Genomic DNA, 13127 nt, shown 5'->3' with positions numbered 1-13127 from the left:
GAATGAAGGCCAACCCTCTCGTGGCGTTGGCCTTTTAGTTCTTAGTGATGAGCGTGTTTCTTCATGCCTGACATGACTTTTTTCACTGGCACGGTTAATACTTGAACTTCACCATTAGCAAAGGTCAGCTCAACATTAATGGTCTCACCTTCCTTCATTGGTTTCTCAACGTCTAGCAGCATTATATGCAAGCTGCCTGGCTTAAGGATGGTCTGACCGTTTGCAGGTACAGTAATACTCTTCACTTGACGCATCTTCATGACGTCGCCGTCCATAATAACATCGTGCAGTTCCACGACAGATGAAGCTTGTGACGCCGCTTCTACAATAACGCGATCTTTATCGCCAGTATTCTCGATGGTAGCAAACACGGCGCTGGTGGTGGCGTTGGGTGGCGTTGCACGTGCATATGCGTCGTTGACGTCAATAGCTGCGTGAGCCATAGATAGCGGTGCTAGAGCAAGTAGAGGAAGTATCAATTTGTTGAGCTTCATGGTTTAGTCCATTGTTGTCGTTAGTTTATCCCTGAGCATTGATGCGTTTGATGGCTTCAACGATAGGAGCAGGAGTTAAAGTATGCGGTACTTTTTCAATAAGCGTACCGTCTGGGCTTAGGAAATAGAAATATGAGCTATGGTCGAGGGTATAGCCTAGTTTGGAATCTTCCAGCTCTGTTTTGCGAAAGATGACCCCATATTTGTGAGCGAGTGGTTTAGTGACCTCTAAAGGTGCTGACAACCCCTCAATCATAGGATGGAAATACTGCGCATATTCAGCAGAGGCTTCTGCCGCATCCCGCTCCGGGTCAAGGGAAACAAACATGGGTCTGAGTGTTTGTTTGGTTTCATCGTCGATTTGATTCAACGCTCCAGCGAGCATGGCGAGCGAGGTAGGGCATACATCGGGACAACGAGTAAAGCCAAAGTACACAATGCGAGTTCTAGGATCAGCTTGATCAAAGATGGCGACAGGTTTACCCCCTTCTCCAAAAAGTACGGACTCAGACACTTGCGCCAACTGATCCAATTCAGCTTGATGCAGTAATGACTCATTATGCTTGTCCACTAGTAATTTAGCACCAAAACCTAAAGCAAATGCCCCAACTAGTGCGCCAATCCAGAGTTTTTTCATCGTGCCGTCATCCTTACCGCTGCCTTAATATCGCTATCACCGTTGGAGACGGTGCCGTACCATGTCATTGAATCTTCAGCACAGACGGGCAAGATGATTTCGCCTTGGTACACATCAGGCTTGATCATTTCTAGCTGAAACTTTACCACTCCCATGTTCATCTCTTTTCCCTGCAATGAGATGTTCAAATTAGGTGCGTCAGACTCTGGCCAAAATACTTCGACCGTAATAGGTGTTAGAGGTGTGACGCGTGGTGAGTCTACCTTCATTTTGACTCCCTGCTGTTCGCACACTTGCTGTGAAAGCATGCAGTAATCGGTGAGATCAACATCAGCAGAAGGTTCGTGTTTTAGCAGGTTAGGAATAAAAAAACCTGCGCCTAAAGCGAGAGCGACAAATAGGACTTTTACTTTATTGTTCAAATTGTTAATGCCCCAAATCTTAATGTAATCGCATCCTAACATATTTTAGAATCTCGGCTGTGCGATGCAGCAAACTTTTACTAGAGGTTACCGAACGGCAGAACTACTCGTTGTAGAGAGTACTAAACTGATTGTAACGCTCTCGATTCAATCCCTTGTCGCTGTATCCTGTTCGCGATTGAGAACGGTAATGTAAAAGACCACTATTCGTGTCGAAATACAGTTCGACGTCGTCGTTGTACTTCATCGTCGGTGTGGTGAAAACAACATGCAGGTAGTTGCCGTCGTCTTCTTCGATCTTATTACCACCCATAGTGCTGAGCACAGAGACTACTTTTTGTTTGGCTGAGTCTAGGTCTTTGAAGCTCAGTGCATCCACTGATTTTTCTGGGTCATCAGTTTGTGATGAGACTGCATTAGGTGTGGAAGGCATAGGGGCGAATTTGCCATTGTGTATACCGAGGTAAGAGGGGGCATTACTGTTTTTGTAAAACATGTATCCAACGAGTACAACGAGTAGCGTGATAATGATTTTAGCGATCATGAATGTTCCTTATATTTGACTCAATCTTAGCAAAGCTTTGCCTTAGTATAATCCACTAATAGATATTACGTTGGATGTAGCTTTTACGGTTAATCCTTTGAAATAACGTGAAGTTCGGTATACCCAGTTGTTTTGTCTATCTCACGTTCGAACACCAGTTCTGGATAACAATGCACAATGAGCTCCGCTGTCGTATCAACGATGCTCTCCTCTAAGAGGTGTCCTCCCAATACATTGCCTTTGCTGTCAGCGACAGAAATGTGCACATGTTGATGCTCAGGCGTCAGAGTTCCCATCACAGAGACAATTTCAAATGGCTCAGAGCGTTTAAGAGTGTGCTCTGCTCCTGCTAAACGCATAGATATTTGTGACAGGCAACCGACGCATGAGGCAATGGAACCCGCTTGGATCTGGTGTTCAGCAACCAGCTTATGCAATGCTTGTTTCAAATCAGTTCCGCGAGTGAGGCGCACAGCAATTGGCGATATCGTCATTGTTCAATCCACGATTTGTAAAATCTTAATGTTACAGGTATTGATTGCCATAGTTAACGTTATGTTCACAAAAATAAGAGATATTAGAGTAAAACCTCCAAATTAGGTCTATGTTTATAGGTCAATCAGTAATATGAGTAACCCTATGTACCCTTTTTTCCGGTTGGCAAAAACCATTATTCAATCAAAAAAGCAGCCAACACTTTCCTACACACAACAAGATGAAATCCAATTTCGCTGCCACCCATGGGATATCGATCTGTTTCTTGAGCTCAACAATGGCCGCATACTAACCTTATATGATCTCGGACGTACGGCGTTATCTGTAAAATGTGGCTTGATGTCGACGTTAAAGAAAAAACGTTGGGGACTAGTCGTTGCAGGCAGCTCAGTCCGTTATCGAAAGCGAATCCACATGTTTGATAAAATCACCATGAAAACCCAATGCGTCGCAACAGATGACAAGTGGTTTTACCTCGAACAGTCTATGTGGGTGAAAGGCGAGCCTTGCTCATCGGTTTTGATTCGAGCGGGTGTCACATCAAAACAAGGCATCGTTGCGCCGCTTGATGTAGTGGATGCCGCAGGCGTAAGTCCTGCAGACAACGAAACGCCACAATGGGTACAGGAATGGGTCGACTCTGAGCAGCATCGACCTTGGCCGCCATCTAATGTGGCTTAATTTATTGAATAACAATAAAAAGACCAGCATTTTGATACTGGTCTTATTCATTAATTGGCATCGGGTTGCCTTTCAGGTTCTGCGGCAACAAAAGCAGGATGTTCACGAAGTGTCGAACAAATTGATGCAATGGTTGGAAACGGGCTCAGGTCGATACCAAACCGCTCCGCGTTGTAGACCTGAGGGACTAGACAAACATCCACTAAGCTGATGCTATCACCGACGCAATACTTTCCGTGCACATCGCTGAGCTTTTTCTCTAGCGCATGAAATCCAAGTTCAATCCAGTGCTGCATCCATTTGGCTTTACTGGTCTCATCAAAGTCAAAGTCTCTACTGAGCTTTTGGATAACGCGTAGATTATTGATGGGATGTAAATCGATAGCGATGTCTTGAGCCAATGCGTTCACGAGATAACGTTCGCGGCCTGACACGGGCGTTAGTCGCGGATGAGGAAAGCGCTCATCTAAGTAATCTATGATGGTGAGAGACTGATTCAGTACCAGTTTTTCACCATCAAAATCATTATCGACCAGCGTCGGGACTAACTCGTTGGCATTGAGCTCTGCATACATGGCGTGATGTTGCTCTCCGCCATCTTTAAGCAGATGAATAGGCATGGATAGGTAAGGTAACTGCTTCAGGTTTAAAGCAATTCGTACCCGATAAGAGGCAGACGAGCGCCAATACTCATACAGTACAAATTGAGTCATGGTTAATCCTTGTATGCTTCCACCACCTGTTCAATGGAACCGAAGATGGAGTGGCCGTTTTTATCGAGCATTTCCAACTTAATCGTGTCACCAAAATGCATAAACGATGTGCTTGGTTTACCATCTCTTATGGTCTCTATCATGCGCCGCTCTGCAATGCATGAATAGCCGACGCCACCTTCTTCGATAGAGGTACCATATTCTGTCCCTTGCTTATTAGAAACCGTGCCAGAGCCAACGATAGTGCCAGCTGACAAAGGACGAGTCTTGGCAGCATGAGCAACCAGTTGGGCAAAGTCGAATGTCATGTCGATTCCAGCATTAGGGTGACCGAAAGGTTCACGGTTGTAGACAGAAACAAGCGGTAAATGCACTTTGTTATCTTGCCACGCTTCTGCTAATTCATCCGGCGTGACTGCAACGGGAGAGAACGCCGAGGATGGTTTCGATTGAAAGAAACCAAACCCTTTAGCGAGCTCTTGTGGGATAAGGCCGCGAAGCGAAACATCATTGACCAGCATCAGCAATTGAATTGCGTCAGAGGCTTGTGCGGTCGAGCAACCCATAGGGACATCGCCGGTCACAACCGCAACTTCGCCTTCAAAGTCTATGCCCCATTGTTCGCTTTCCATGACGATAGGATCTCTTGGGGCGAGAAAAGTGTCTGAACCACCTTGGTACATTAACGGATCAGTCCAAAAGCTGTCTGGTATTTCTGCTCCGCGGGCTTTACGAACCAGTTCGACATGATTGACATAGGCTGACCCATCCGCCCATTGATAGGCCCTTGGCAATGGTGATTCGCACTGGTTTTGGTCGAATGGCATCGCTTGGAGCAAAATCCCTTGGTTGAGTCCCAAGTACACCTCTTCCAATAGAGGTTTGGTCTGTTGCCAGTTGTCGAGTGCGAATTGCAATGTGTTCGCGATATCAGGCACAGTAGTACATTGTGATAAGTCACGGCTCACGACCACGAGTTGGCCGTCACGAGAGGTGTCTTTTAATGTGGCTAACTTCATATTATTTTCCTGTTTTCCAGCTATAGACGTACTGGTTATTTTCAACGTTTGCCGCTTCTGGACTATGATGCAGTGCGTTGCGGGTATCGATCATCACTGCCACTTCATCAGTAAAGGTTTTCTTGGCTTCTCTTCCGGCTTGGAAAGCTTTCGGGTGTGGTCCATGAGTAAAGCCTGCTGGGTGGAACGTCATCATCCCCGCTTCAATATTGTCACGGCTAAAGAAATCGCCCGCGTGATAGAACAGCACTTCGTCGTAATCATCGTTGTTGTGATAAAACGGTACTTTCAACGCACCGGGGTCGGTTTCAATCGGTCTAGGGACAAAAGTACAGACCACAAAGCCGTTTCCAACAAAGGTGGTGTGTGCTGAAGGAGGAAGGTGATAACGGTGCGACATCAAAGGTCTAATATCACGCCAGTTGAGTTTCAGCACTGACAAATCACCGTGCCAGCCTATTGCATCCAGAGGGTTGAACGGATAGGTGATGACATTCACTTTTCCACCACGTTTCAACTGTACTTGAGTCTGATTTTCGCTGTATTGAGCTTTGAATTTGTCGTTAATGGCTGGTGGCTCAAGAACCGCAGGATCGAACACCGCGTGTTGACCGACGATACCCTTGTCAGGTAACGCATAAGCCGACCCTGTGTTTTCGATCATTAATAAGAACATTGGACTATGCGGTTCTAGGCGCCAATTAGTGGAGCGGGGAATCAGGACGTAATCCCCGTCAGAGACCTCTAGATGACCATAGTCGCAATATAGGTCAGCGCTGCCTTGATGAATAAACAACAGCTCATCCCCATCAGCATTGCGAACGAGGTGGGACATGGCTTCTTGCAGCCGCCATACTCGAATTTTACATTCGTTATTTTCCAGTACGGTGGGTATCGACCATGGCGATGTCTGCTGCGCACTCTCTATATTGTTGAGGTTAAAAGCACGCGGTTTGAGCTCGCCTTCCCATTCTGTCCAGCCAGTAGGAGCATGTTGGTGATGGAAGTGGGTTGCGGGACCAAAGAACCCCTCGCGACCCGCCTCTCGCTCGTAGATGGCTTCTTCAGGAAAATCGGCGTGCGCCTGTTTGGAGTAAGTTCCCTCTCTGTGAGGGAACGTTGGCCATTTACGCATCATTAAGTACCCCGCGACGAATTTGGTCTTCTTCAATGGACTCAAACAGCGCTTTAAAGTTACCCTCGCCAAACCCTTCATTGCCTTTGCGCTGAATGATTTCAAAGAACACTGGACCAATAACGGTTTGCGTAAAGATCTGCAACAAGATGCCATCTTTCATTGGAGCGCCATCGATGAGGATTCTCAAGTCTTGGAGACGATCAACATCTTCGCCATGGCCTACCACACGATCGTTAACCTTCTCGTAATAAGTATCGGGTGTTGGCATAAAGTCCATCCCACGCTCGCGAAGCGTTTGTACTGTTTGGTAGATATCATCGGTTGTCAGAGCGATGTGCTGAATCCCTTCACCGTTGTACTCACGAATGAACTCTTCAATTTGTGATTTATCGTCAGAGGACTCGTTAATTGGAATTCGGATTTTTCCGCAAGGCGCGGTCATAGCTCGGCTGACAAGACCCGTCAGTTTTCCCTCAATGTCGAAGTAACGAATTTCTCTGAAGTTACCAATACGCTCGTAAAATCCTGACCACACATCCATGTGTCCTTGCTTAACATTATGGGTCAGGTGGTCAAGTTCGTATAAACCCACGTCTTGTTCTGCCAATCGCTTGTCGGCATCGGGATAGAATTTGAAATCAACATCGTAAATACTGCTGCTGCCATAACGATCGACAAAATATAGTAAGCTTTCGCCGATACCATAGATGGCGGGAATACTGAGTTCCATTGGACCAATTTCGGTCACGTATTGTTGACCACCATTTTCTAAAGCATGAGCCATGGCTTTACCTGCATCTTCTACACGAAAGGCCATTCCACACACAGAAGGGCCATGCACTCTTGCGAATGCCTCTGCTTGGCTGTGAGGCTGTGCATTGACGATAAAGTTAACGTCACCTTGGCGGTATAGCCAAGCTTCCTTGGAACGATGTTTAGCAATTTCTGCAAACCCCAAGGAATCAAATAGACGTTTGAGATCGTTAATTCCGTTGTCGTCTGCTGCGGTATATTCCACAAACTCAAATCCGTCGGTGCCGAGAGGGTTAAAATTGATGCTCATGTAGGTTTCCTTTTGATAGTCATTGCGCTCCTTTTATGATGAGGAGCTTTCTATTGGTAAAACGCGGTTCCTCTATAAAATTTGGCTAATTAGCGAAGAAAAAGAAACTGACTCAAGGATTTAGCAAAGAAGGGCAGTGATAGTCGGTTTTGTAACATTTTTGCTACATAGTGGATTTTATGGGCATAACAGACACCAAGCGCAAAAATAACTAATTGAAAACTAAGAGAGGATTCTGCTGCCTGTGAGAGGGTTCACAATGTGCTACAGGGTGTAAATTTTGGCTAAAAGCAGTACAGCGAGCTTTACGAAGAGTGGTTGTTAGCATCTATATAAAAAAACGGAGCTAAATAGCTCCGTTTGAAGTGTGGTGATTATCGACTAAGCCAGTTTAAGTGTTTCACTGCTCAAACGATTCATATAGCTGTTTACAGCGAAGGCTAATCCAGCAACCGCAATAGCCCATAACCAGATTGGCAATACGCCGGTAGATAGTGCATAACCAATACAAGTTGCCACAAATACGCCGATGAAACCTGGGATCAAGAAGCTATGATTCAGGATGTATTTGCCGATTTTCGTTGTTCCAGAGCGGTCAAACGTGATGGCTGCCAAGTCTGACGGATAGAATGGGAAGAAGTAGTAAGCGTAACAAGCCGGTAGTACACCGATTAGTACTTCTGCAGGAATACCTAAAGCAAAACCAAGCGGTAACATGATGGTTAGAACGGCAGCTTGACTCTTAAGGAATACCGAAGAGGCATACATGGCGATAGCAAATGTCCAAGGATGAGTTTGAACGACATCTTCAACCAAGCTAATAATGTATGGTTTGTTGTGAGCAATGATGGTGTCACTCATCCAAGCAATACCAAAGATGATAATGACAGCGCTCATACCAGCGATAAACACATTGGTATTGACGATCTTCTTCGGGTCAACATTTGTGGTTAGCAAGATAATGGCACCAACCGACAGCATCAAAAATTGCAGTGCTGTGGATGTACTCACGCCATCAGGCAGTAGTCCTAAATCTTTGCCAAACATAGCAACGCAGATAACCGTTAGAATACCGAGCAAGAAGACTGTCAGTCCTCGTTTTGCTTTTTGATCTTCTTGTTGTCCAGCAGCACCTGTACTTGCTTCACTAGTATCAATTAATTGCGCTTTAAACTGTGGATCTTTACAACGTTCTAAAAACTCTGGATCGTCGTTAAGATCTTTACCACGCTTAAGGCTCCACGTCGCCGCGATGAGAACGCCAGTAAGAGTCGCCGGAATAGTGACGAGCAATACCTGACCTAAAGTAATGTCCAAGTTGTTAGTGGCCGCTGTCGCCATAACTACAGCCGCCGCTGCAGCAATTGGGCTTGCAGTAATACCCATTTGCGACGCAATGGTAGAGATGGCCATTGGACGCTCGGGGCGAATTCCACGCTTGATGCTGACATCATAGATAACAGGAAGCAGTGGGTAAACAGAGTGACCGGTTCCGACCAGAACTGTTAGAGAGTAAGTACATAGAGGGCCGAGAAAAACCACCTTTGAAGGATGCTTTCTCAATAAGATTTCAGCGTACTTTACTAGCAGTTTGAGGCCGCCTGTGGCTTCCAATGTAGCGGAAGCCGCAACGACAGCAAGGATGATAAGCATAACACCGATGGGCGGTTGTCCCGGTGCGATACCAAAGAAGAAGCTTAAAATGGAGACGCCCAGTCCGCCTAGCAAACCAAAAGCGATACCACCGTACCGAATACCTACAAATATTACTGCCAAAAGTAGCAGCATATGAACATAAAACATAACAACTCCTTTTTTATAACGACAGAGTTATAATGCGCATCAATGGCAAACCAAATACTGATCTGGGTAGGAAAAAGTTTGCATAATCTGATGAGAGTGTAAATTTCAAAAGTGGGTCACATTGTTGCGGGTTTGTTTACATATATTATTGAAATAAAAGTGTAAATAAAAAAACGGAGCTCCAATGAGCTCCGTTTTTCACAAGAGTGAGAGTTAGGCAACGATATCTTGTTCGTTGTCCTCATCCGCACCTATAAAACCACCAGTTTGGTGAGCCCATAGTTGCGCGTAAATACCACCGTGGTTAATAAGCTCTTGGTGAGAACCTTCCTCAATGACTTCACCTTTATCCAGAACAATCAAACGATCCATTGCGGCAATAGTAGAGAGTCGGTGCGCAATCGCGATAACCGTTTTCCCTTCCATTAACTCGTTGAGACTTTCCTGAATGGCCGCTTCTACTTCGGAATCAAGTGCTGAGGTGGCTTCGTCCAAAATAAGAATCGGTGCGTTTTTCAACAGTACGCGCGAGATAGCGATACGCTGTCTTTGACCGCCAGACAATTTTACACCACGTTCACCTACTTGAGCATCGTAGCCTGCGTTACCAAATGGGTCGGTTAGGGTATCGATGAACTCATGAGCATGAGCTTGGCGAGTTGCAGCCAAAAGTTCTTCTTCGCTCGCATCAGGCTTACCATATAAGATGTTGTCACGAATTGAGCGGTGAAGCAGCGACGTGTCTTGCGTCACCATTCCGATCTTGCTGCGCAGTGAATCTTGGGTAACTTTATCAATGGGTTGTCCATCAATACGAATACTGCCACCTTCAACATCGTGAAAACGCAGTAGCAAGTTCACTAAGGTGGATTTACCTGCGCCGGAGCGACCGACTAAGCCGACTTTCTCACCCGGCTTAATATTGAGGTTTAAATTGCTGATGACACCTTTGTTCTCACCATAGTGGAAGCTGACGTCATCGAACTCAATACCGCCTTGATCGACCTTAATTGGTTTAGCATTTGGTTCGTCTTGGATAGCGATAGGTTTTGATAGGGTTTTAATACCATCAACGACCGTACCCATGTTTTCAAAAAGTGCACCTACTTCCCACATGATCCACATCGACATCCCGTTAATACGCAGTGCTAAACTGATTGCGATAGCAATTGAGCCGACGGTAATCGCACTGCCCATCCATAGGTAGATAGAAATCGCTGCGATTGAGAACAGTAGAATGTAGTTGGCCAGCTGAACGGCAACGTCAAAGCCAGTTACCAAACGCATTTGACGATGAACGGTATCTAAAAAGCCTTCCATACCTTCTTCTGCATACTCAGTTTCACGACGGCTGTGCGAAAACAGTTTAACTGTAGAGATATTGGTGTAACTATCAACGATACGACCTGTCATTAAAGAGCGCGCATCGGCTTGTTCTGACGCCACTTTTTTGAGCTTTGGTACAAAGTAAATTTGGATACCAATATACGCAAAAAGCCAAAACAGCATAGGTAACATCAGGCGTAAATCAGCTTGCGCCAAAATCACCAACATGGAAGTAAAGTAAACGGAAACATAGATAAACACGTCCGCCGTCTTCATGACTGTTTCACGTACAGCAAGTGCCGTTTGCATCACCTTAGTAGCAACACGTCCAGCAAAGTCATCTTGATAAAACGATAAGCTTTGCTTGAGTAAGTAGCGGTGCGCTTGCCATCGGATAGACATTGGGTAGTTGCCGAGCAAGGTTTGGTGCGTAATTAATGAATACACCAAGATTAACGCAGGCATTACAAACAATATCACCAAGCCCAACCACATTAGTGTTGCGCCGTTTTCATCCATAAAGGTTTCAGGATTACTCGACGTCAGCCAGTCAACAAGCTCACCCATAAATCCAAAAAGGGCAACCTCGATAATAGCCACTGTCGTGCTGAGCAGCGCCATAAGCAGTAATGGTTTTTCAAAGCCACGCGTGTAGTGTCGACAAAACGCAAAAATGCCCTCAGGCGGCTGATCGGGTTCTTGCTTTGGAAAAGCTTCTGTGAAATTTTCAAAGCGCTTAAACATGATTCACCTAAATCGTTAGAAAGCCCGTGTTTCAACGTTCATTCGAGCTTTCGAGAAGAGACAAAAAATCCTCCAATCCGAAGATAAGAGTAATAGTAAGAGCGAATTTATAATGTAATTTTACATGGCGAAAGATCCATTTCGCGGGTTAGAACAAGAGAAAGAAATCTGAAAATTCAGATATGAAACAGTGTATAACCTTTAACCAAACTGCTCAACAATTGTAGCAATTTAACCGCAGAATATTGGCTGTGACTCTCACCTTACTGTTACCTTACTCCGCTGATGAAGGTAGGTTTACAATATAGGTGACAGTGATTATTACTGTATTTTTTAAAATATCCAGTAATTAACGGTGGAGAGAAAACAAAAAAAACACGTATTCAGTAAATTAATATTTAACACATTATTTACAATTTAAAGATTGTTGCACGCAAAAGTAGTTAAGTGAACCCTCTATGAATCATGGAATGACAGTTAGTATCGAAACAGCTGAGCCGACGCATCTTAGTCGATCAGTTCAAAATGCCAATTGTGTGGTGATGGTACCGCCGAAAGAGTTTGGTTTTAATGCACAGACGGCAGCCGATAATGAATTTCAACACCAAGTTTCTCTTGATGCCGATTCTGTAAAGCAAAATGCAATGTCTGAGTTTAAAGCGATGGTCTCTGGCTTGCGCCGCGCTGGCGTTCAAGTGGTTGAGTTTGACTATCCTATGGATGCCAGTGAAACACCTGATGCAGTCTTTCCGAACAACTGGTTTAGCACCACCCATGAAGGTGCCTTCTATACCTTCCCTATGGCTTGTAAGAATCGGCAACAAGAAGTGAGGCCACAGGCGCTGATTGATAGTCTTGGAGCTGCGGGAAGAAAAGTAGTCGCTGTGGACTCGTTGACCAATTACATCGAGCAAGGTGCTTTTTTGGAGAGCACGGGTGTGATGGTAAAAGATCATGTTAACAAAACGATTTATGCGGCACTCTCTCAACGATGTGAGCGTGAAGCTCTCGAAGACTACGCCAAGCGCATTGGTTATCATCGCGTCGTATCATTTCAAACGGCGCTGCCATCTGGGCAACCGATCTACCACACCAATGTGATGATGGCAGTTGGTGAGCACTTTGCGGTGATTTGCTCAGAAGTGATCCCTGAATACGAACGTCGATTTGTAGTGAAGTCTTTGGCAAACACAAAGCAGGTGATTGATATTACACTTGAGCAAGTTAATCAGTTTTGCGGCAATATTTTGCAACTTGAAACGGTTAATGGTGATAAGGTGATCGCGATGTCTAAATCCGCATTCGATGCGTTCAATCCTGCACAAAAACAGCAATTGTCTACCCACGGAAAACTGCTTCCTTTTGATGTTTCTACCATTGAGAACATTGGTGGAGGTAGCGTGAGATGTATGTTGGGAGAAGTGTTTCTACCAACACGAGTGAAGTCTCTGTAAGCAATTTTCTTGCTAATTATTATCATAACAGCCGCGCCCTTAAAAAGGTTGCGGCTGTTGTTTATTCATAGTTTATGAATGTGCTTATTAGCGGGAATGACGTCCACGAGATGAGCGGTTTTTGAAAGCAGAGGCAGCTTTCGCTTGAGACTTCAAAATAGAATCAACCGTCAGTGCCATTGGTTCTTTAGGTTCTAATCCATGAGGAAAAGTGCGCGCACGTGGCGGTAAATCGTACTCTTCAGTAGAGGCTCGAGGCATACGCTTAAAACGATACAGATAGAAGTTCTCCAACTTTTCTCGTGCCCACTCGGTCTTCTTGAGATATTTCACACTGCTAGCAATCGACGGGTTAGTATGAAAGCAGTTAAAGCGCATCGCTGTGTCAAGAATGTCCCACCCATAAAAGTCCACTAGCTCTTGCAACATTGTTTCTAATTTAAGGCCATGTAACGGGTTATTTTGTTGGAGTTCGATTCTTTCTTCATCTGTCATCATGGTTATGCCTATTAATCAAGTGTGCGGTACAGTGATACAACCTAGTCGTCCGCCCTGAGGTAGTAACTAGAAATGTTTATACAAGGTGGCTTTGTG

Annotated in this window: 14 protein-coding genes; 2 read left to right on the top strand and 12 right to left on the bottom strand. The window is 45.1% G+C overall.

Features of this window, described 5'->3' with window-relative positions:
• Positions 1-41 precede the first annotated feature (41 nt).
• From HOP38_RS17900 to HOP38_RS17880, 5 genes are all read right to left on the bottom strand, one after another.
• Positions 42-494 (bottom strand): copper chaperone PCu(A)C, encoded by a 453-nt coding sequence (locus HOP38_RS17900; protein WP_006070201.1) that lies wholly within the window; start codon positions 492-494, stop codon positions 42-44.
• Positions 495-519: 25 nt separating this feature from the next.
• The gene (locus HOP38_RS17895) at positions 520-1131 is read right to left on the bottom strand and encodes an SCO family protein (protein WP_006070200.1); all 612 of its coding nucleotides are present in this window, start codon (positions 1129-1131) and stop codon (positions 520-522) included.
• A complete protein-coding gene (locus HOP38_RS17890; RefSeq protein ID WP_031494475.1) occupies positions 1128-1553 on the bottom strand; it encodes a hypothetical protein in 426 nt (141 codons plus the stop codon). Before HOP38_RS17890 ends, HOP38_RS17895 begins: the two co-directional genes overlap by 4 nt.
• 103 nt (positions 1554-1656) lie before the next feature.
• Positions 1657-2097 carry a DUF1499 domain-containing protein gene (locus HOP38_RS17885; protein ID WP_031494477.1) on the bottom strand — a complete coding sequence of 147 codons (441 nt, stop codon included), beginning with the start codon at positions 2095-2097 and terminating at the stop codon, positions 1657-1659.
• Between the two features lie 89 nt (positions 2098-2186).
• A complete protein-coding gene (locus tag HOP38_RS17880) occupies positions 2187-2591 on the bottom strand; it encodes a PPC domain-containing DNA-binding protein (protein ID WP_006070197.1) in 405 nt (134 codons plus the stop codon).
• Between the two features lie 133 nt (positions 2592-2724).
• On the opposite strand from HOP38_RS17880, the gene HOP38_RS17875 reads away from it, so the two are divergent.
• Complete coding sequence (locus HOP38_RS17875; protein WP_242456555.1) at positions 2725-3273, top strand: acyl-CoA thioesterase; 549 nt, start codon at positions 2725-2727, stop codon at positions 3271-3273.
• Positions 3274-3323: 50 nt separating this feature from the next.
• Here HOP38_RS17875 and maiA read toward each other — a convergent pair whose 3' ends face one another.
• From maiA to HOP38_RS17845, 6 genes are all read right to left on the bottom strand, one after another.
• The gene (gene maiA, locus HOP38_RS17870; RefSeq protein ID WP_198558611.1) at positions 3324-3986 is read right to left on the bottom strand and encodes a maleylacetoacetate isomerase; all 663 of its coding nucleotides are present in this window, start codon (positions 3984-3986) and stop codon (positions 3324-3326) included.
• A 2-nt stretch (positions 3987-3988) separates the two neighbouring features.
• The gene (locus HOP38_RS17865; protein WP_198558610.1) at positions 3989-5005 is read right to left on the bottom strand and encodes a fumarylacetoacetate hydrolase family protein; all 1017 of its coding nucleotides are present in this window, start codon (positions 5003-5005) and stop codon (positions 3989-3991) included.
• A gap of 1 nt (position 5006) precedes the next feature.
• Positions 5007-6140 (bottom strand): homogentisate 1,2-dioxygenase, encoded by a 1134-nt coding sequence (locus HOP38_RS17860; protein WP_198559350.1) that lies wholly within the window; start codon positions 6138-6140, stop codon positions 5007-5009.
• Positions 6133-7206: a 4-hydroxyphenylpyruvate dioxygenase gene (gene hppD / locus HOP38_RS17855; RefSeq protein ID WP_096444005.1), complete on the bottom strand. Its 1074-nt coding sequence runs from the start codon at positions 7204-7206 to the stop codon at positions 6133-6135. Before hppD ends, HOP38_RS17860 begins: the two co-directional genes overlap by 8 nt.
• Positions 7207-7587: 381 nt before the next feature.
• A complete protein-coding gene (locus tag HOP38_RS17850) occupies positions 7588-9009 on the bottom strand; it encodes an anaerobic C4-dicarboxylate transporter (RefSeq protein WP_038230835.1) in 1422 nt (473 codons plus the stop codon).
• Between the two features lie 213 nt (positions 9010-9222).
• Entirely contained in the window at positions 9223-11079 is a 1857-nt protein-coding gene (locus HOP38_RS17845; protein ID WP_088877718.1) for an ABC transporter ATP-binding protein, read from the bottom strand.
• Between the two features lie 470 nt (positions 11080-11549).
• Between HOP38_RS17845 and HOP38_RS17840 the strand changes: the two genes are divergently transcribed.
• Positions 11550-12533, top strand: a complete 984-nt coding sequence (locus HOP38_RS17840) for an arginine deiminase-related protein (protein ID WP_171394005.1) — start codon at positions 11550-11552, stop codon at positions 12531-12533.
• Between the two features lie 87 nt (positions 12534-12620).
• Here HOP38_RS17840 and HOP38_RS17835 read toward each other — a convergent pair whose 3' ends face one another.
• Positions 12621-13031, bottom strand: coding sequence for a VF530 family protein (locus HOP38_RS17835; RefSeq protein ID WP_031493701.1), 411 nt, complete (start codon positions 13029-13031; stop codon positions 12621-12623).
• Between the last annotated feature and the right edge of the window lie 96 nt (positions 13032-13127).

This window comes from Vibrio mediterranei (assembly GCF_013364395.1).
In the GTDB taxonomy this organism is placed as follows: Bacteria; Pseudomonadota; Gammaproteobacteria; order Enterobacterales; family Vibrionaceae; genus Vibrio; species Vibrio mediterranei.
This window is presented reverse-complemented; position numbering and strand designations above follow the sequence as displayed.